The sequence below is a fragment of the Bacillus sp. LQ01 genome (assembly GCF_057624735.1).
In genome coordinates, this window is record NZ_JBYEZL010000001.1 from 1,155,894 (window position 1) to 1,173,683 (window position 17,790).

20 protein-coding genes are annotated in these 17,790 nt (G+C 34.6%); 15 read left to right on the top strand and 5 right to left on the bottom strand.

Annotated features, from left to right (window positions below; translation table 11 throughout):
• Positions 1-11: 11 nt before the first annotated feature.
• Positions 12-596 (top strand): GNAT family N-acetyltransferase, encoded by a 585-nt coding sequence (locus AC22L0_RS06140; RefSeq protein WP_087967996.1) that lies wholly within the window; start codon positions 12-14, stop codon positions 594-596.
• 24 nt (positions 597-620) lie between these two features.
• On the opposite strand, the gene AC22L0_RS06145 is transcribed toward AC22L0_RS06140, so the two are convergent.
• Positions 621-1,523, bottom strand: a complete 903-nt coding sequence (locus AC22L0_RS06145; protein ID WP_087967993.1) for an aldo/keto reductase — start codon at positions 1,521-1,523, stop codon at positions 621-623.
• Between the two features lie 164 nt (positions 1,524-1,687).
• Here AC22L0_RS06145 and AC22L0_RS06150 point away from each other — a divergent pair, with 164 nt between their 5' ends.
• A complete protein-coding gene (locus AC22L0_RS06150) occupies positions 1,688-2,638 on the top strand; it encodes a CobW family GTP-binding protein (protein ID WP_000613422.1) in 951 nt (316 codons plus the stop codon).
• Between the two features lie 112 nt (positions 2,639-2,750).
• Here AC22L0_RS06150 and AC22L0_RS06155 read toward each other — a convergent pair whose 3' ends face one another.
• On the bottom strand, positions 2,751-3,221 hold the full coding sequence (locus AC22L0_RS06155) for a GNAT family N-acetyltransferase (protein WP_001048680.1): 471 nt from the start codon (positions 3,219-3,221) through the stop codon (positions 2,751-2,753).
• A gap of 138 nt (positions 3,222-3,359) precedes the next feature.
• Positions 3,360-4,310, bottom strand: coding sequence for a metal ABC transporter substrate-binding protein (locus tag AC22L0_RS06160; protein WP_001126151.1), 951 nt, complete (start codon positions 4,308-4,310; stop codon positions 3,360-3,362).
• Between the two features lie 265 nt (positions 4,311-4,575).
• On the opposite strand from AC22L0_RS06160, the gene AC22L0_RS06165 reads away from it, so the two are divergent.
• A complete protein-coding gene (locus tag AC22L0_RS06165) occupies positions 4,576-4,725 on the top strand; it encodes a hypothetical protein (RefSeq protein WP_000540932.1) in 150 nt (49 codons plus the stop codon).
• Between the two features lie 115 nt (positions 4,726-4,840).
• Entirely contained in the window at positions 4,841-5,500 is a 660-nt protein-coding gene (locus tag AC22L0_RS06170) for an oxidoreductase (RefSeq protein ID WP_001042736.1), read from the top strand.
• Between the two features lie 29 nt (positions 5,501-5,529).
• Here AC22L0_RS06170 and namA read toward each other — a convergent pair whose 3' ends face one another.
• Positions 5,530-6,567: an NADPH dehydrogenase NamA gene (gene namA, locus AC22L0_RS06175; protein ID WP_070179244.1), complete on the bottom strand. Its 1,038-nt coding sequence runs from the start codon at positions 6,565-6,567 to the stop codon at positions 5,530-5,532.
• A 133-nt stretch (positions 6,568-6,700) separates the two neighbouring features.
• On the opposite strand from namA, the gene AC22L0_RS06180 reads away from it, so the two are divergent.
• The 6 genes from AC22L0_RS06180 (at position 6,701) to AC22L0_RS06205 (ending at position 11,571) form a co-directional block, all read left to right on the top strand.
• Positions 6,701-7,153, top strand: coding sequence for a methylated-DNA--[protein]-cysteine S-methyltransferase (locus tag AC22L0_RS06180; protein ID WP_000283913.1), 453 nt, complete (start codon positions 6,701-6,703; stop codon positions 7,151-7,153).
• Between the two features lie 7 nt (positions 7,154-7,160).
• Positions 7,161-8,165, top strand: coding sequence for a DUF2628 domain-containing protein (locus AC22L0_RS06185; RefSeq protein ID WP_487272169.1), 1,005 nt, complete (start codon positions 7,161-7,163; stop codon positions 8,163-8,165).
• 84 nt (positions 8,166-8,249) lie between these two features.
• Positions 8,250-9,911: a peptide ABC transporter substrate-binding protein gene (locus AC22L0_RS06190; RefSeq protein ID WP_000824279.1), complete on the top strand. Its 1,662-nt coding sequence runs from the start codon at positions 8,250-8,252 to the stop codon at positions 9,909-9,911.
• 59 nt (positions 9,912-9,970) lie between these two features.
• A complete protein-coding gene (gene fosB / locus AC22L0_RS06195) occupies positions 9,971-10,387 on the top strand; it encodes a FosBx1 family fosfomycin resistance bacillithiol transferase (protein ID WP_000943769.1) in 417 nt (138 codons plus the stop codon).
• Positions 10,388-10,400: 13 nt separating this feature from the next.
• The gene (locus AC22L0_RS06200; RefSeq protein WP_000543118.1) at positions 10,401-10,946 is read left to right on the top strand and encodes a short-chain dehydrogenase; all 546 of its coding nucleotides are present in this window, start codon (positions 10,401-10,403) and stop codon (positions 10,944-10,946) included.
• A 13-nt stretch (positions 10,947-10,959) separates the two neighbouring features.
• Positions 10,960-11,571: a phosphoserine phosphatase 1 gene (locus tag AC22L0_RS06205; RefSeq protein WP_000858827.1), complete on the top strand. Its 612-nt coding sequence runs from the start codon at positions 10,960-10,962 to the stop codon at positions 11,569-11,571.
• Between the two features lie 45 nt (positions 11,572-11,616).
• Here AC22L0_RS06205 and exsB read toward each other — a convergent pair whose 3' ends face one another.
• The gene (gene exsB / locus AC22L0_RS06210; protein WP_000817498.1) at positions 11,617-12,195 is read right to left on the bottom strand and encodes an exosporium protein ExsB; all 579 of its coding nucleotides are present in this window, start codon (positions 12,193-12,195) and stop codon (positions 11,617-11,619) included.
• A 181-nt stretch (positions 12,196-12,376) separates the two neighbouring features.
• Between exsB and cotH the strand changes: the two genes are divergently transcribed.
• The 5 genes from cotH (at position 12,377) to AC22L0_RS06235 (ending at position 17,635) form a co-directional block, all read left to right on the top strand.
• Positions 12,377-13,453 carry a spore coat protein CotH gene (gene cotH, locus AC22L0_RS06215; protein WP_000937999.1) on the top strand — a complete coding sequence of 359 codons (1,077 nt, stop codon included), beginning with the start codon at positions 12,377-12,379 and terminating at the stop codon, positions 13,451-13,453.
• Between the two features lie 105 nt (positions 13,454-13,558).
• Positions 13,559-14,176, top strand: coding sequence for an NUDIX hydrolase N-terminal domain-containing protein (locus AC22L0_RS06220; protein ID WP_087967991.1), 618 nt, complete (start codon positions 13,559-13,561; stop codon positions 14,174-14,176).
• 104 nt (positions 14,177-14,280) lie between these two features.
• Positions 14,281-14,883: an undecaprenyl phosphate transporter UptA gene (gene uptA, locus AC22L0_RS06225; RefSeq protein WP_000880691.1), complete on the top strand. Its 603-nt coding sequence runs from the start codon at positions 14,281-14,283 to the stop codon at positions 14,881-14,883.
• A gap of 96 nt (positions 14,884-14,979) precedes the next feature.
• Positions 14,980-16,359, top strand: a complete 1,380-nt coding sequence (locus AC22L0_RS06230; protein ID WP_000678847.1) for a putative polysaccharide biosynthesis protein — start codon at positions 14,980-14,982, stop codon at positions 16,357-16,359.
• Between the two features lie 334 nt (positions 16,360-16,693).
• Entirely contained in the window at positions 16,694-17,635 is a 942-nt protein-coding gene (locus AC22L0_RS06235) for a magnesium transporter CorA family protein (RefSeq protein ID WP_000932389.1), read from the top strand.
• Positions 17,636-17,790: the final 155 nt, after the last annotated feature.

The following is a 17,790-nucleotide window of genomic DNA, read 5'->3' on the forward strand; positions in this document are numbered from 1 at the left end:
GAGTGTTTACAGTGAATCCGTTATTATTCGATTTTCCTTCTGAATTTTATACTGACAGACTTTTTATTCGAATGCCGAAACCAGGAGATGGTAAAGTTGTATATGATGCAATTCAGGCTTCAATACAAGAACTAAAACCTTGGATGGTGTTTGCACAAACAGAGCAAACAGAGCAAGAAGTAGAAGAAAGTATTAGAAAATCACATATTCAATTTTTGCAACGTGAGGATTTAAGATTACTAGTATTTTCGAAAGAAACAGGTGAATTTATTGCTTCAGCCGGATTACATCGTATTAATTGGGATATACCTCAATTTGAAATCGGATATTGGATTGATACAAGGTTTAGCGGAAAAGGCTATATGGTAGAGGCTGCGAAAGGTATAACGGATTACGCTTTTTCTGAATTAAAAGCAAATCGTGTAGAAATTCGTTGTGATTCTTTCAATAAGAAGAGTAGAGCGATACCTGAGAAATTAGGTTTTAAGTTAGAAGGTACGTTAGAAAGTGCGAGTGTTGCGGTAGATGGAAATGGATTAAGAGATATGTGTGTATTTGCCATGACTAGAAATACATATGAAAAAGAAGAGCTGTAAGAAAACAGCTCTTCTTTTTATGCATTATGGTACAGGATGTCCATTAGAGCTTTCGAAAATTGTAAACCATTGTTGACGGTCTAAGTTAACTTTTGTAGCAAGAGCGGCAGTTTTTACGCGATCTAATTTACCAGAGCCAACGATTGGCATCATATTAGCTGGATGAGCAAGTAACCAAGCATACATAACCGTATCTATACTAGAAACACCTAGCTCAGTAGCAACTTTTTGCACAGTTTCACGTACACGTACGGCGCGTTCTGATTGACCAGTAAAGATCTCCCCACCAGCAAGAGGTGACCAAATCATTGGATTGATTCGTTTTTCTTGGCATAAATCAATTGTCCCTTTTTCAAAATGCTCAAGCTGCAATGCAGAAACTTCAATCTGGTTCGTAATAAGCGGGAAATCTAAGTACGAACTTAACATATTAAATTGTGAAGGTAAGAAGTTAGATACACCGAAGTGACGAACTTTCCCTTCTTGTTTTAATTGTGAAAATGCTTTTGCCACTTCATTTGGGTCCATAAAAGGATCGGGACGATGAATAAGTAATACGTCAATATAATCTGTATGTAAATTTTTAAGTGATGCTTCTACACTTTGCATAATATGCTCTGTACTAGTATTGTAGTGAGCAACATATCGCTCTGGAAATTTCGGTGATGGGGGAACGATTCCACACTTTGTAATAATTTGCATGCTTTCTCGTAAGGAAGGCTTTAATTGTAAAGCTTCGCCAAATAACCCTTCACACGTATATGCGCCGTAAATATCAGCGTGATCAAAAGTAGTAATTCCCATATCCATACAATCTTCAATGAAAGAAAGTAATTCTTGTTTCGTCATATTCCATTCTGCTAAACGCCAAAATCCTTGAATAATACGAGAAAATTCTAGCGTCTCAGCCATTTGAACTCGCTCCATTATAAGTACCTCCTAGAAGAATAATAATGTTTTGAAAAGGCTTTCTTACTACATGTTATTATATAGTTAATTAGGTGTACAGACAATAAATATGTTTTGCTACAAAAACGATTTTCTCTATATGCTATAATGTAGAAACATATAGCTATAAGGAGATGTACGAAATGATTCCAGTAACAATATTAACTGGTTTTCTTGGATCGGGGAAAACGACATTATTAAATCGTATTTTATCAGAAAATCACGGTAAGAAATTAGCGGTGATTGTAAATGAAATAGGGCAAATTGGCATTGATAATCAGTTGATTATGAATGTGGAAGAAGAAATTATGGAAATGACAAATGGCTGTTTATGCTGTACTGTACGTGAAGACTTACTTGTTGCTTTAAAACAGTTATTGGACGTAAAAGCAGAAGGGAAAATGGATTTTGATGGTTTAGTAATTGAAACGACTGGCCTTGCAAATCCAGGGCCGATTATTCAAACATTCTTTTTAGATCCAGTCATCCAATCTGCTTACCAAATTAACGGTGTTGTAACGGTGGTAGATAGTTATCATATACATAAACATTTTGAAAAAGGATTAGAAGCAAAAGAGCAAATTGCGTTTGCTGATGTCGTTTTAGTAAATAAATTAGATTTGATTGAAGAGAATGAGAAAGAAAATCTCTTGCATGAAATTCAAGGAATTAACCCGACTGCAAAGTTAATTGAGGCGACTAACTGTGAGGTAGATATACCATCTTTATTACAAATCCAAACGTTTAAAACGAAAGATACGTTGCAAATTTACCCTCATAAAGAACATAACCACTTAGAAGGTGTGAAATCATTTGTATTACGTGAAGAACGTCCGCTGGATTTACAAAAGCTTAATGAGTGGATGTCAGCTGTCGTTCAAGAGCTAGGGGAATATTTATATCGTTACAAAGGAATTTTATCGATAGATGGAGTAGATAAACGTATCGTTTTCCAAGGTGTACATACGTTATTTGCTGCTTCGTACGATAGAGAGTGGCAAGAGGGAGAAGAGCGAGTAAGTGAAGTAGTTTTTATCGGAAGAGATATTAATAAAGAGTGGTTCCAAGAACATTTCGAGGAGTGTGTGAAATAAGTCTGCGTAAATTGCAGGCTTATTTTTTATGAGCATTCTATTAGATTGCAAAACAGAATTAAATAAGGGAGAGAAACTAAAAATTGATAAATGTATAATAAAAAGCCTGTTTTCACAGGCTTGTATTTTCGTCTATTAGTAACTCCATTACAACACCTACAACTGGACCTTCATCATCAATACCCCCATTTAAGCGGAAACCAAATGATTCATACAGTCCCATTGCAAGTTTGTTGTCTGGATGTAAACTTAAGTAAATTATTTTGCATTCAAATTTTTCTTGTAAGAATTGAATGAGTAAGCGAAGGAAACGTTTTGCGTATCCTTTTCCTTGATATTGTTGGTCAATCATAAAGCGATCGAGCCATACACTTTTATGTTTTACTGAATACCATCCATACATTGCGTATCCTACAAGTGTTTCTCCATCATATAAACCTACTGACGTTCCGTTTCCTTCATATAATGATTCTGCTAAAGAAAACGCGTTACTTTCAATAAATTGTTGCTGATCTTTTGCGACGTCTAAAGCAACTACTGAACGCCAATTTTTTGCTGTTACTTCACAAATGTGAAGATTCATAATTCCAACTCACCTTCTAAATTAATATAGCTTTAAAGCTAATATGGATAATTTTACTTGTTATTTTGGTCAAGTCAAGGATAAATACATAAAAAGGCAGCTGAATAACAAATTCAGCTGCCTAGAAAGTGTAATGGATTAGTTTGTTGCTTCTTTCAATGTGTTTACGTTTTCTTCCATTAAAGTAAAGTAATCTTTATTATTTTTTGCATCATCTTCAGAAATAGTAGCTAAGTGATTTAAGCGTAAAACTTTTGTACCAGTTTCTTTTTGAATTACGGATGCTACTTTTGGAGTAGAGAATGTTTCGAATAAAATATATTTTAGATTATGTTCTTTTACTGTTTTTGTAATGTCAGCAAGCTGCTTTTGAGATGGTTCATCAGAAGCTGAAATTCCAGCGATAGGAATTTGTTTTAGGCCGTATCGTTGTTCCCAGTAACCATAGGCAGCATGAGAAACTAAAATTTCTTTCGTTTTTGCGTTCGCTACAGCTGCCTTAAATCCATCGTCTAAATCAGTAAATTTAGTTTGAAGTGCTGCAAAGTTTTTTTCGAATTCTTGTTTATGTTCAGGTTGTAATTCTACAAGTGCATTTTTAATTTTTTCTGCCTGTTTCATTGCTAGAGTAGGATCTAACCAAACATGCGGGTCTTTATCGTGATGATGTTCATCTTCTTTATGGCCATCTCCATGATCATGATGTTCTTCTTCAGTAGAAGCACGAAGCTCAATACCTTTAGATGCATTTACAATTTTAACATTTTCTTTTTGTAATGTTTTTTCCATTTTTTCAGCAAATGGTTCTAATTCAGCGCCGTTATAAACAAATAAATCGGCTTTTGCAACTTGTACCGTTTGTTTTTGACTTGGTTCAAATGTATGTGAATCTGCACCAGGTGGGTAAATCGCTTCAACATTTACATAGTCGCCACCGATTTTCTTTGCGAAATCAGCAAGTGGGAAAATCGTTGTATAAACTGTTAGCTTTCCATCTTTCTTGGCATTACTTTCTTTTTTATTTGAGCAGCCAGCGAAAATTAAGGTAAAAATAAGTAAGAATGAAAATATAGTCAATCTTTTAGGCATGAAGTTCTCCTCTTTTCTTTTTTACGGATATATTTTCCCCAATAATAGAAGAAAAATATCATTTTAATGCAAAACGGAATAATTACGTTTTAGTTTGCGAACTTAGTATAATACATCTTTAATAAAGTTGCAATAAATAATAATCATTCCGATTTGTTTTTGTTATAAAGTTGTCAAATATAGGGGTATTATTTTTGCAAATGCATGCATATGTGACAACGCTGTTTTCATATATTGAAAAGGAGGTAAAGAGGGGGATGAGCGCTTGGGTTACTTAATGGAAGCTATTTTATTAATATTAGCGGTAGTATTGCCATTATCTTTCGTATTAATTTTTTTAAGAAGATTAATAAGTAATTTAGGGGACGCTACAACAATAACGAAATTACAAGAGAGAGATGAGAAAAAAGAGTGAGTAAAGCACTATGCGTACGCATAGTGTTTTACTTGTGGTAAAATAAGAGCAGGAAACTCCTAAAGGTTGTATTTTACTAAAGGAGAGAAAAGTAAAATAAGAGGTATATGCATATATGAATAAGCGAACAGCGTTAATACTCGGTGCAAGTGGTTTAGTTGGACAAGAGATAACGCGTCTATTACTTGAATCAGATTACTACGATTCGGTTACTATTTTTGTAAGAGAGCCAATGCAATTGCAACATGAGAAGTTACAGCAGAAACAAGTTGATTTTTCGGTATTAGAGGAATATAAAGAGTTCTTTGCTGTGGATGATGTTTTTAGTTGCTTAGGAACAACAATAAAAAAAGCAAAAACAAAAGCAAATTTTAAAAAAGTAGATTATGAATATACGTTACGAGCTGCTTGTTTAGCTGAAAAACAAGGGGTACAAAATTTCCTTGTCGTGTCTTCTATGGGAGCGAATCCTAAATCATTCTTCTTTTATTCACAAGTGAAAGGAAAAATGGAAGAAGAATTGCAAAAGTTAGTGATTGGTGGTATTCACATTTTTAGACCATCATTATTAGTAGGAAATCGACAAGAATTTCGTTTCGGCGAACGAATGGCTGAAAAGTTATCTCGTATTATTCCGTTTATCTTTAAAGGAGCTTTCAAAAAATATAAACCAATTTCAGCTAAAGATGTGGCGAAAGGGATGTATATAACCGCGCTGCGAGAAGAATCGGGTATCCATACTTATAATTCAAATGAAATTACAACGATAGAATAAATAAAACCGAGAAGAATGACTTCTCGGTTTTATTTATTCGTATGAATTTTTCCTGGTGCTCGCTTATATTGGTGAGGTTCTTGCAATTCAAAGCCAAGTTCATTGGCCGCTATTCTCGGAAAATACGGATTGCGAAGTAATTCACGTCCGATAAAAATTAAATCTGCTTCGTTATTATTTAAAATTTGCTCTGCTTGTACTCCGGTCGTAATTAATCCAACTGCACCAGTTGCAATGTTAGCATGCTCTTTAATATGTTTGGCATATTGTACTTGATAACCAGGATACACATCAATATGTGCTGGTACAACTGCGCCAGAACTACAATCGATTAAATCTATTCCCTGTTCTTTCATCCACTTTGTATACTGAACGTAATCTTGAATCGTTAGCCCGTCAGGATGATAATCATTTGCTGAAATACGGACAAATATTGGTCCGTCCCAAACTTCATTTACAGAGTCGATGATTTCGCGTAAGAAACGATAGCGGTTTTCAGGTGAACCACCATATTCATCAGTCCGCTTATTGGAAAGCGGAGAAAGAAATTCATTAATAAGATAACCGTGAGCACCGTGTATTTCAATAACATCAAATCCAGCTTGTTTTGATCGTACTGCAGCTTGCTGAAAAGCTAATACAGTATCTTTAATTTGGTGTTTGCTCATTTCTATTGGCATTTTCATTGTTTCATTAAATGGAATGGCTGAAGGAGCTAACGCATCTGTTTCTAATTCTGCTTTTCTTCCGGCGTGAGCGAGTTGAATGGCAGCTTTTGCACCATTATCATGTATAAAAGTAGTCGTTTTATGTAAGCCTTCAATTAGGTTGTCATCCCAAATGCCTAAGTCTTTATTTGAAATTCGACCTTCAGGTAACACGGCTGTTGCTTCAATCATAACTAAACCAACTTGACCGGCAGCTCTTGTTCCATAATGAATGAGATGGAAATTCGTTACTTGGCCATCCCCGTTTTCCGATGAATACATGCACATAGGTGACATAACAATCCGGTTTTTTAATGTAACGTCCTTAATTGTATAAGGTGAAAAAAGTTCGGAATTCATCCAATAGCCTCCTAGATTGAATTTTCTTACATTGTATCATTCTCTTTTTTGTTTCTCTAATAAAACGCTTATACGAAAAATTTTGTATATTCGTGTTACAATGACTAATATGAACTGAATTGGAGGATGGCATATGTACCAGGCTTATTATGAAAGCGAAGTAGGTTTGCTTGAAATTACAGCGAATCAAGAAGGAATTACGTCTGTTATATTTGTTGATGAACGACAAGAAGAAAATAAAAATGAAATGATAGAACAATGTATAAATGAGTTAGATGAATATTTTAAAGGGAAAAGAAAAGAGTTTACGGTCCCGCTGTCTGCGGAGGGAACAGCATTTCAAAAAAATGTATGGGATGCACTTTATACTATTCCATACGGCGTAAGTGCTTCATATTTAGATATTGCAGAGAAAGTTGGAAATACAAAAGCTGTACGGGCAATAGGAGGGGCAAATAGTCGGAATCCAATTTCAATAATTGTTCCATGTCACCGTGTAATAGGGAAGAGTGGAAAGCTTGTTGGATATGCTGGTGGTTTATGGAGGAAAGAGTGGTTATTAAAACACGAAGGTATTTTGAAATGACGTATGGATGGGAAGAGGGATTGTTTTGAAATGTATAAATTGTGGGCAACCTTGCGAGGAGGAACAGTTAAATTGTGCAAGTTGTCAGCGAAACTTGGATAATGAACAAGATGAAGGTAGCTCGTTAATAGATAAAGAACTAGAAGTATATGTAGGGAGACAATATCCGTATTACAAAAGGAAATGGGAGCTTGAGAATAAGCGGATTGCTAGGTGGAGCTGGAATGGTTGGGCTGCTATTTTCAATATAGGCTGGCTAGGATATCGTAAGTATTATGTACCAGCTGCTTTATTTATGTTGTTATTAGTAGCGTGTGATGCATTTTCGTATTATATGGGATTTAATGTAGCGTTGCCAATCATTAATATGGTGCCTCTTACGTTTTTATTACTCATTTTTATTCTGTTTGGAATGGGGATTTTTGCAAATGGATTGTACTATCAATTTGCGGAAAGACGTATATACCGAATAAAAGCAAGAGAAATAAAAGATAAATCAGTTGAAAACTATCTAATCAATGATAGCGGCGGAACGAGCAAAATGGGAGCGACAATTGTTACTATTTTAGCAGTTGCTAGCATATTTTTTAGTCATTTCTTTTTTCCGACTGATCGAGACGTTATTCAAAAGGTTCGTACAAGCTCGCTTTATGAATATCCTTTCTTTTCAATAGGTGAATCTTTCGAAAATTATTTTCAAAATTCAGGTTGGATATATTATCGTGGAACGGAAGGGTTAGAATTAGTAGAATTCCAAGGATATAACACCGGAACGCCAAGACAAAAGGTGAAGATTCAATTTGTTGTCGATTATAAATTAGGTGAAGTGGAACCATACTCATTTATGGTTAATGGTGAATCTAAAACTGAAGAAGAGTTTTTGAAGCTAATGGAAGAAATATTTAAAGTTCAAAATCCATTGGATATAGAGGATGGATTACAAGTAAATGCTATTCAAGAAAGCGGCTGGAAAGAAATTTCCGATCGCTTTTTTCTATGTTTGTTAAAATAAATATTTAAAATAATCAGAATCTTTTGTATAATAAAATATATTATATAGGATTTAACTTATACATATAGATTGGGGGAAGGAAGAATGAAGAGAAAGACAACAACAATTGCTGCACTTGCGTTAACGACGAGTGTATTGGTTGCAGGGTGTGGGAATGGTGAGAAGGCTTCGACAACGAAGAAAGAATCGAATAAGGGAATGGCCGATAAACAAGTTTTAAATTTGCTAGAAACAGCTGAAATTCCTTCAATGGATACATCTAAATCAACGGATTCTGTATCTTTCCGTGTATTTGTAAATGCAATGGAAGGTTTATATCGTCTAGATAAAGATAATAAACCAACACCAGGTATGGCAAAAGATGTGAAGATTAGTGAAGATAAAAAGACATATACATTTGAATTACGTGATGCGAAATGGTCAAATGGTGATCCAGTTCGAGCACAAGATTTTGTATATGCATGGCAACGTACATTAGATAAAGCAACAGCGGCAGAATATGCGTTCATTTTATTTGATGTGAAAAATGCACAGAAAGTAAATAAAGGTGAATTACCAGCAGATCAATTGGGTGTTAAAGCGAAGGATGATAAAACGTTGGTAGTAGAATTAGAGCAACCAGCACCTTATTTTCTTGAGCTTACGTCGTTCCCTACATTTTTCCCATTAAATGAAAAATATGTGAAAGAGCAAGGAGATAAATACGGATTAGAAGCAGATAAATTAGTATATAATGGACCATTTACAATGAGTCAATGGAAACATGAACAAAATTATCAGTTAAAGAAAAATCCTAATTATTGGGATAAAGATACTGTAAAGTTAGACGAAATTAATGTAAGTATTGTGAAGGAAACAAGCACGGGAGTAAATTTATATGATAGTGATCAAGCAGATCGAGTTATTTTAACTTCTGAATTTGTTGATAAATATAAAAAGAATAAACCAGATGAATTTAAAACGAAGTTAGACCCGCGCATATATTTCTTACGTTTTAACCAAAAAAATGCAACATTTAAAAACCAAAAAGTACGTGAAGCGATTGATTTAGCATACGATAAAAAAGGAATTGCTGATGTCATTTTAAATGACGGTTCATTGCCAGCATATTTCTTAGTACCTGAAAAATTCACGACAGGTCCGGATGGAAAAGATTTCCGCTCTGTAAATAAAAACTTCCGTGATAGTAAAGATAACGCAGAGAAAGCAAAAAAATTATGGGAAGAAGCGAAGAAAGAGCTTGGTCAAGATACAATTACGGTTGAATTACTAAACGATGATAACGGTAGCCGTAAAAAAGTAGGCGACTTTATTAAGGAAGAACTAGAGAAAAACTTGCCTGGTATTAAAGTGAATTTGAAACAGCAACCATACAAGCAGAAGCTAGATTTAGAAAAGAAATTCCAATATGAATTCTCATTATCTGCATGGAGCCCTGATTATCCGGATCCAATGACTTATATTGATATGTTTGTTACTGGAAGCTCATTTAATGAAATGGATTATTCTAATCCGAAGTATGATGATTTAGTAGCGAAATCAAAAGGAGAGCTATTAAAAGATGATAAAGCACGCTGGAATGCACTTGCGGAAGCTGAAAAAATCTTAATTGGTCAAGACGCAGCAATTTCTCCTACGTACCAACAAAGTACAGCTTATTTAGAGAAGCCATTTGTAAAAGGCATTGCTAACCATACGTTTGGCGGGGACTTCAGTTATAAATGGGCATATATTACAAAAAAATAGTATAATAAAAGATGAGTGAATTTTCGCTCATCTTTTATTTGTATAAGGAGGAATTATAGTTGTTAAGGGGAATCAATCACATTTGTTTTTCGGTATCTAATTTAGAAAACTCTATTATGTTTTATGAAAAAGTATTAGAAGGAGAATTACTAGTTAAAGGAAGAAAATTAGCTTATTTTAACATATGTGGAGTATGGATAGCGCTTAATGAAGAGACGCATATTCCGAGAAATGAGATTCATCAATCTTATACGCACATTGCATTTTCTGTTGAACAAGAAGACTTTAAATGTCTAATACAGCGATTAGAAGAAAATGATGTTCATATTTTACAAGGAAGAGAACGTGATGTAAGAGATTGCGAATCTATATACTTTGTTGATCCTGACGGTCATAAATTTGAGTTTCACTCAGGGACACTGCAAGACCGTTTAAATTATTATAGAGATGAGAAACCTCATATGACATTTTATTAGGGAGGGATAGCATTTGCATGCACTTGTAATTGGTGGAACAGGAATGCTAAAGAAAGTTTCTATGTGGCTTTGTGAGAAAGGATTTTATGTTTCTATTATCGGGCGAGATGAAGTGAAATTAGAAAATGTTAAGCGAATGAGTTCTGCACCAGAAAATATTACATGCCTTTCGTTAGATTATCATAATGATGAAGATGTAAAGCTAGCTATTAAAAGTACAATTAAGAAAAATGGCCCGATCACATTAGTTGTTGCATGGGTACACACAAGTGCAAAGCATGCACTATCAAATATTTGTAAAGAACTAGATTTGTCGTCTAAAACATATAGTTTATTTCATATTTTAGGTAGTAAAGCATCACGTATGCCTGCACAAAAAATAGGGAGTACGCGATGTATTTATCATAGAATTATTTTAGGTTTTATTTTAGAAGATACATATGGAAGATGGCTTACTCATGAAGAGATAGCTGATGGAGTTATAAAAGGGATTGAAAGTAAACGAGCGGAGTGGATTGTAGGGAGAGTTGAACCGTGGGAATTACGACCAACATGGTGAGGGGGAGTAAGAAATGAAAACAACTATATATGTAACAAGGCATGGTGAAACAGAGTGGAATGTAGCGAAGCGAATGCAGGGACGGAAAAATTCTGCTTTAACTGAAAATGGTATAGTTCAGGCGAAACAATTAGGGAATCGAATGAAAGATTTACCAATCCATGCGATTTATAGTAGTCCGAGCGAAAGAACACTTCATACGGCAGAGTTAATAAAGGGGGAACGTGATATACCTATTATAGCGGATGAGCATTTCTATGAAATCAACATGGGTATATGGGAAGGACAAACAATCGCGGATATAGAAAAGCAATTTCCAGAAGAAGTACATCTGTTTTGGAATGAGCCACATCTTTTTCAGTCAACATCAGGCGAAAATTTTGAGGCCGTTTATGAAAGAGTAATTGAAGGGATGCAGCTTCTTTTAGAGAAGCATAAAGGACAAAACATATTGATTGTTTCTCATGCGGCAGCAGCAAAATTACTTGTAGGGCATTTCGCGGGAATTGAAATAGAAAATGTGTGGGATGATCCATTTATGCATAGTGCCAGTTTGAGCATAATAGAATTTGAAGAGGGTATTGGTAAAGTGAAACAATTTGCAGATATAAGTCACTTTCAATAAATGTAAAAAAGGCCGCAAAACGGCCTTTTTTGGGTGGTATAAAAACTAGCAGTTACGTTTTTTATACCAGAAGTGATCGAATTTCTTATTTTTGCAAGATGGGAATTTATGTCCGCCTTTGCAATCATTCCATTTGTGTCCGCTATCGTGACAGTCTTTACCATGATCACATGAATCATCGCAAGAGTGACCGTGTCTGTTAGGGAAGAATTCGCATTTTTTACAGAAACTTCGTTTTGTCCAGAAAAATTTCTTTTCAAAGCGTATGCATTTTGTAATGAATGTACAATGTTTTCTGCGAGTACGTTTTGTAACTAATACGCATTCTTTTCTACGCGTTACTTTCGTAACGAACGTCCATTTTTGAACACGTACACGTGTACATTTCGTAACAAATGTCCATTTTTTTACATGCGTACATTTTGTAACGAACGTACAATGTTTCACGCGAGTACATCTTGTTCTAGGACATTTACCCCCAGTTGTACATTTACATCCAGTTGTACAATGATGATGAGTGAATTTATCATCATCGCACTCAAATGTACTTGGATCTTGGTGTAAGAAATCCTCCATCCCAGCACTTTTGATTTCTTCGACAGCTTTTCTAATATCACGTTTCATAGAAATCCTCCTTATCATGTATTAAAGTGAAAAGGTATTCTTTTTCCTTAACATGATATGTATGTAGGCATCTTTCTGAACAGGACAAGAGTGTAATTTTATATAAATAGATGATTGCGGATGTATGGACAAGACAAGGCGCATACATTGAATGAAGAGAACTGAGAAGGGATGAGAAAACATGCTGCCTTCATATGATTTTTTTGTTCATCCAATGTACTTAGTGGAATTGAAAAAGGACATTTGGTCAGATAGTCCAGTACCAGCAAAATTGACTTATGGAAAAAAGAAGTATGATATTGATATCGTATACAGAGGAGCTCATATTCGCGAATTTGAGAAAAAGTCTTATCATGTTATGTTTTATAAGCCTAAAAAATTTCAAGGTGCGAAAGAGTTTCATTTGAATTCGGAGTTTATGGATCCGTCTCTCATACGAAATAAATTATCTTTAGATTTTTTTCATGATATTGGTGTACTTTCGCCAAAATCACAACATGTATTTATAAAAATTAATGGTCAAATTCAAGGTGTGTATTTACAGTTAGAATCGGTTGATGAAAATTTTTTAAAAAATAGAGGATTACCGAGTGGTTCTATTTATTATGCGATAGATGATGATGCGAATTTTTCATTAATGAGTGAACGAGATAAAGATGTTAAGACAGAGCTCTTTGCGGGTTATGAATTTAAATATTCGAATAAAAATAGTGAAGAACAGCTGAGTGAATTTGTATTTCAAGCGAATACTTTGACGAGGGAAGCCTATGAAAAAGAGATTGGGAAGTTTCTACATGTAGATAAATATTTACGATGGTTAGCAGGAGTTATTTTTACGCAAAACTTTGATGGTTTCGTTCATAACTATGCACTATATCATAACGATGAAACAAATTTATTTGAAGTTATACCGTGGGATTATGATGCGACTTGGGGGCGAGATGTACAAGGGAGACCACTTAATCATGAATATATTCGCATTCAAGGGTATAATACGTTAAGTGCAAGATTGCTAGACATACCTGTATTTAGAAAGCAGTATCGAAGTATTTTGGAAGAAATATTAGAAGATCAATTTACAGTTTCGTTTATGAGGCCGAAAGTAGAAGGGTTGTGTGAATTGATTCGTCCATATTTACTACAAGATCCATACATGAAAGAAAAATTAGAAACATTTGATCAAGAGGCTGATATGATTTATGAATATATAAATAAGAGAAGAAAGTATATACAAGACCACTTACATGAATTGGATTAATTTTGAAAGAGATTGAAACGTTATCAATCTCTTTTTTTTTGTATAATAAAGATGTATCAATAAAAATGAAGTAATATATTTGATAGAGAATGGGGATGCGGATATATGACGATTAAATGGATTGATTGGGTAAAACAAATACAATCTATAGCTCAAGCAGGTTTAACGTATTCTAAGGATGTGTATGATATTGAACGTTTCCAGCAATTACGAGATATTTCTATTTCAATGATGTCACATTACACGAAAACAGATTGGGAAATCGTAGAGAAGTTATTTGCAAGTGAGACAGGCTATCAAACACCTAAAGTTGATATAAGAGCGGTTGTTTTTCAAAATGAAAAGTTATTATTTGTGAAAGAAAAAAGCGATGGGAAATGGGCATTGCCAGGTGGATGGGCTGATGTCGGTTATACGCCAACCGAAGTTGCAGCAAAAGAAGTTTTCGAAGAGACTGGTTATGAGGTAGCTCATTTTAAGTTACTAGCTATATTTGATAAAGAAAAACATCAACCATCTCCATCGGCGACGCATGTATATAAGATTTTCATTGGATGTGAGATTATTGGTGGAGAAAAGAAAACTAGCATTGAAACAGAAGAGGTGGAGTTTTTTGGTGAAAATGAATTGCCTAATTTATCAATTGCTAGAAATACAGAAGACCAAATTAAAGAGATGTTTGCCTACATGAAAGACCCGCAGAAAGAGAAATTAATAGATTAATCCTGCTTGAATTGTACATATTGTTAAAATGAAGATATTGGCAGATTGCAGCCTTTATGTAATAATGGGATGGTATGTGAAGAAAAAAGGAGATAAAAAAGAACATGTTAGCAAACATAATAGATCAGTTATTGCAATTTTTTGCAAGCTTAGGTTACTTTGGAGTAGCTCTTGCTTTAATGATTGAAGTAATCCCGAGTGAAATTGTACTTTCGTATGCTGGCTTTTTAGTAGCGAATGGTAAAATTAGTTTTGTGGGTGCAGTTATCGCCGGAACGATTGGTGGTACTTTAGCGCAAATCTTTTTATACTGGCTTGGATACTACGGAGGGCGTCCGGTTGTAGAGAAATATGGGAAATATCTACTTATTAATAAACATCATTTAGACATAGCGGAAGGTTGGTTTAAGCGTTATGGAGCAGGCGTAATATTTTCTGCGCGCTTTATCCCAGTAGTACGTCATGCGATCTCTATTCCAGCAGGACTAGCTAAGATGCCATTAAAACTATTTACACTTTATACGGTTGTAGCGATCATTCCATGGTCAATTCTATTTATATACTTAGGTGAAAAACTTGGTGGGAATTGGCGACAAATTAAAGAGTATGCATCTGATTACACACATTACATAATTATAGGAGCTGTTCTTTTTATTGCTCTATACTTTGGTTTAAAGTATTTCAAAAAGAAAAAAGCAGCGCGTTAAAGTCAATGATTTTTCATTGGCTTTTTTATTTGTTTCGGTTCTAAAGAAAAGGAGTTGTCCATAATGTGTAATAATAAAGCGTAGCGGAGGAATGTGATGAAAGGGTCACCGTTTATACGTGGAACGATATTTTTAACGATGGCAACGATGATATCAAAAATGTTAGGGTTTATATATGTTATACCATTTACAGCGATGGTCGGTACGAGTGGTTACGTTCTATACACATATGCATATCGTCCTTATACCATCATGCTCAGCATAGCAACAATGGGATTACCGCTAGCTGTTTCAAAGATGGTATCAAAATATGATCAACTGAATGATTATCATACGGTTAAGAGAGTGTTGAAAAGTGGAATCGTGTTTATGTTTATAATGGGAGTCATTTCGTGTTTTACGTTATATATGCTAGCTCCGCATTTAGCTAAACTTGTCATCGATGGGAATGATCAAACGGGGAATAGTGTAGGAGCGGTTACTACTAATATTCGAATTGTAAGTTTTGCGTTAATACTTGTGCCAGTAATGAGTTTATTAAGGGGCTTCTTTCAAGGATTCCAATCGATGGGGCCTTCTGCATTAAGTGTAGTTGTAGAGCAATTTTTTCGTGTTTTAACCATTTTAATAGGAAGCTTTGTCGTTTTATATGTTTTAAAAGCTTCTGTTTCACTAGCAGTTGGTATTTCAACGTTCGGTGCCTTTATGGGAGCTGTAGGTGGATTAACTGTTTTAAGTGCGTATTATATGAGAAGGAGAAGGCACTTAAAGAAAAAAGAAATGGCAAGTATACCACAAACAACGAAATCTTTTTTCTCACTTTATAAGGAGCTCTTTACATATTCTATTCCTTTTGTTGTAGTAGGCTTAGCAATTCCGTTGTATCAGACGATTGATACATTTACAATTAATAAACTACTTATACAGATAGGGTATATGCAAGGCGAAGCGGAAAAAATTAATGCGATAATTGGCCTTGTTCAAATGGTTGTGCTTATCCCGGTATCCGTTGCGACAGCTTTTAGTATGTCTCTCGTACCAGAGATGACGAAAGCTTACACAGCAGGAAATACGAAGCTATTGTACAAACATTTTACGAGAACAAATGTATTAGTAGTAGCAATTACGGTACCGGCGGCAATTGGAATGATGGTGTTAGCCAAGCCTGTATATACCCTTTTATTTGGTGCTGGAAATGATCCAGAGATGGGGAGAATCATTTTACAGTATTATGCTCCTGCTTGCATACTATTTTCTCTTTTTACAGTAACGGCTGCTATGCTACAAGGAATCAATCAACAGCAGAAGACGGTGCTAGGACTAGTGATTGGAATTATTGTGAAGATAGTTTTAAATATTGTATTGCTTCCGTATTTCGATTATGTAAGTTTTATCATTTCAACATACGCGGGCTATACGATTTCAGTCGGGTTTAACTTGTGGATGCTTTCTAAATATGTTATAAAGGCAACATAAGCTTTTAAGGCAGAGAGCACTCTGTCTTTTTCTATGTTTATCCCGCTCTAACGGGCAGTAAGATCCTCATCTCAAAATTCAGCGAAAGAAAAGAAGTTTGGTTGGGGGCGGGCAGCCTGTAAAAGCCCGATTGGTGAGGGCTGAAAATCAGTGGGGGGGATGAAGCCCCCACTGATTAAAGTTTCACTTTATAATATTTTTCTTATAAAAACGTTTTCAAAATAATTTTTCTATTGAAATTTAAACGTATGTTTCATATGCTGAGAATGGCGGTTTAAAAACTGTGATTTAAGAGAGGTAGATTCCTACATGTAAAAAGAATCGGGGTGATAGTATGTTAAATATATATTTAACAGACCGAAACGGAAAACTACAAGAGATTGAGGAAATGCAAAAGGGGTGCTGGATTAATGTACTTCATCCAACAGAAGAAGAAATTCAATATCTAGTACAAACTTTAAATGTAGACTTAGATTTCATTAAAGACCCTTTGGATGATGAAGAACGCTCTCGTATTGAAAAGGAAGACAATAATACTTTAATTATCGTCGATATTCCGACAGTTAGACATGACGAAGAAGGAAATTCGATTTATGACACGATTCCAATAGGTATGATTGTGATGCCGGATTGTTTTGTTACAATCTGCTTAGAAGAGAATCCAATTTTTGAACGTTTTATTAATCAACGTATTAAAGAATTTTATACGTTTAAGAAGACGCGCTTTGCACTTCAGCTCTTATATACAATTTCTACTTATTATTTAAGATACTTAAAGCAAATAAATCGAAAAACAATTGATTTAGAGCATCAATTAAATCAGTCAATGAAAAATAAAGAGATTTTCACATTGTTAGGCCTTGAGAAAAGTTTAGTATACTTTACAACGTCATTAAAGGCTAATAAAATTGTAATTCAAAAGTTAATGCGTAATAGTACATTTTTAAAAATGTATGAAGACGATCAAGATTTATTAGAAGATGTATTAATTGAAAATAAACAGGCTATTGAAATGGCGGAAATATATAGTCACATTTTAAGTGGAATGATGAATACTTTTAGCTCCGTTATATCAAATAATTTAAATAGTGTTATGAAACTGTTAACGTCAATTACGATCATTTTATCTTTACCGACGATGGTTTCTAGTTTCTTTGGAATGAACGTAAAGGTTCCGTTTGAAGGAGAAGCCCACGGTTTTGTAATTGTACTCATCATATGTGTAACACTATCTTTCACGTTAGCTTTTGTTTTTTGGAAGAAACGTTACTTTTAACGATAAGAAAGCTGCTCTAGCATAGTTATACAACTACGCTAGAGCAGCTTTTTTGCTATGAAATCTCAAATTTTGAATAGAATATAACTTGTACAATGTAATGTATATAAAGGGTATGTATTCCATATAAGCCTTGTTCAATTAATGAAATGGGG

Bases quoted from the DNA above. Each gene is read 5' to 3' on its own strand.
- AC22L0_RS06205 (WP_000858827.1), top strand. From the start codon at position 10,960: ATGAAAACAACTATATATGTAACAAGGCATGGTGAAACAGAGTGGAAT.
- AC22L0_RS06235 (WP_000932389.1), top strand. From the start codon at position 16,694: ATGTTAAATATATATTTAACAGACCGAAACGGAAAACTACAAGAGATT.
- AC22L0_RS06185 (WP_487272169.1), top strand. From the start codon at position 7,161: ATGGGAAGAGGGATTGTTTTGAAATGTATAAATTGTGGGCAACCTTGC.
- AC22L0_RS06145 (WP_087967993.1), bottom strand. From the start codon at position 1,523: ATGGAGCGAGTTCAAATGGCTGAGACGCTAGAATTTTCTCGTATTATT.
- uptA (WP_000880691.1), top strand. From the start codon at position 14,281: ATGTTAGCAAACATAATAGATCAGTTATTGCAATTTTTTGCAAGCTTA.
- exsB (WP_000817498.1), bottom strand. From the start codon at position 12,195: ATGAAACGTGATATTAGAAAAGCTGTCGAAGAAATCAAAAGTGCTGGG.
- AC22L0_RS06230 (WP_000678847.1), top strand. From the start codon at position 14,980: ATGAAAGGGTCACCGTTTATACGTGGAACGATATTTTTAACGATGGCA.
- AC22L0_RS06190 (WP_000824279.1), top strand. From the start codon at position 8,250: ATGAAGAGAAAGACAACAACAATTGCTGCACTTGCGTTAACGACGAGT.
- AC22L0_RS06155 (WP_001048680.1), bottom strand. From the start codon at position 3,221: ATGAATCTTCACATTTGTGAAGTAACAGCAAAAAATTGGCGTTCAGTA.
- AC22L0_RS06220 (WP_087967991.1), top strand. From the start codon at position 13,559: ATGACGATTAAATGGATTGATTGGGTAAAACAAATACAATCTATAGCT.
- namA (WP_070179244.1), bottom strand. From the start codon at position 6,567: ATGAATTCCGAACTTTTTTCACCTTATACAATTAAGGACGTTACATTA.
- AC22L0_RS06180 (WP_000283913.1), top strand. From the start codon at position 6,701: ATGTACCAGGCTTATTATGAAAGCGAAGTAGGTTTGCTTGAAATTACA.
- AC22L0_RS06160 (WP_001126151.1), bottom strand. From the start codon at position 4,310: ATGCCTAAAAGATTGACTATATTTTCATTCTTACTTATTTTTACCTTA.
- cotH (WP_000937999.1), top strand. From the start codon at position 12,377: ATGCTGCCTTCATATGATTTTTTTGTTCATCCAATGTACTTAGTGGAA.
- AC22L0_RS06150 (WP_000613422.1), top strand. From the start codon at position 1,688: ATGATTCCAGTAACAATATTAACTGGTTTTCTTGGATCGGGGAAAACG.
- AC22L0_RS06170 (WP_001042736.1), top strand. From the start codon at position 4,841: ATGAATAAGCGAACAGCGTTAATACTCGGTGCAAGTGGTTTAGTTGGA.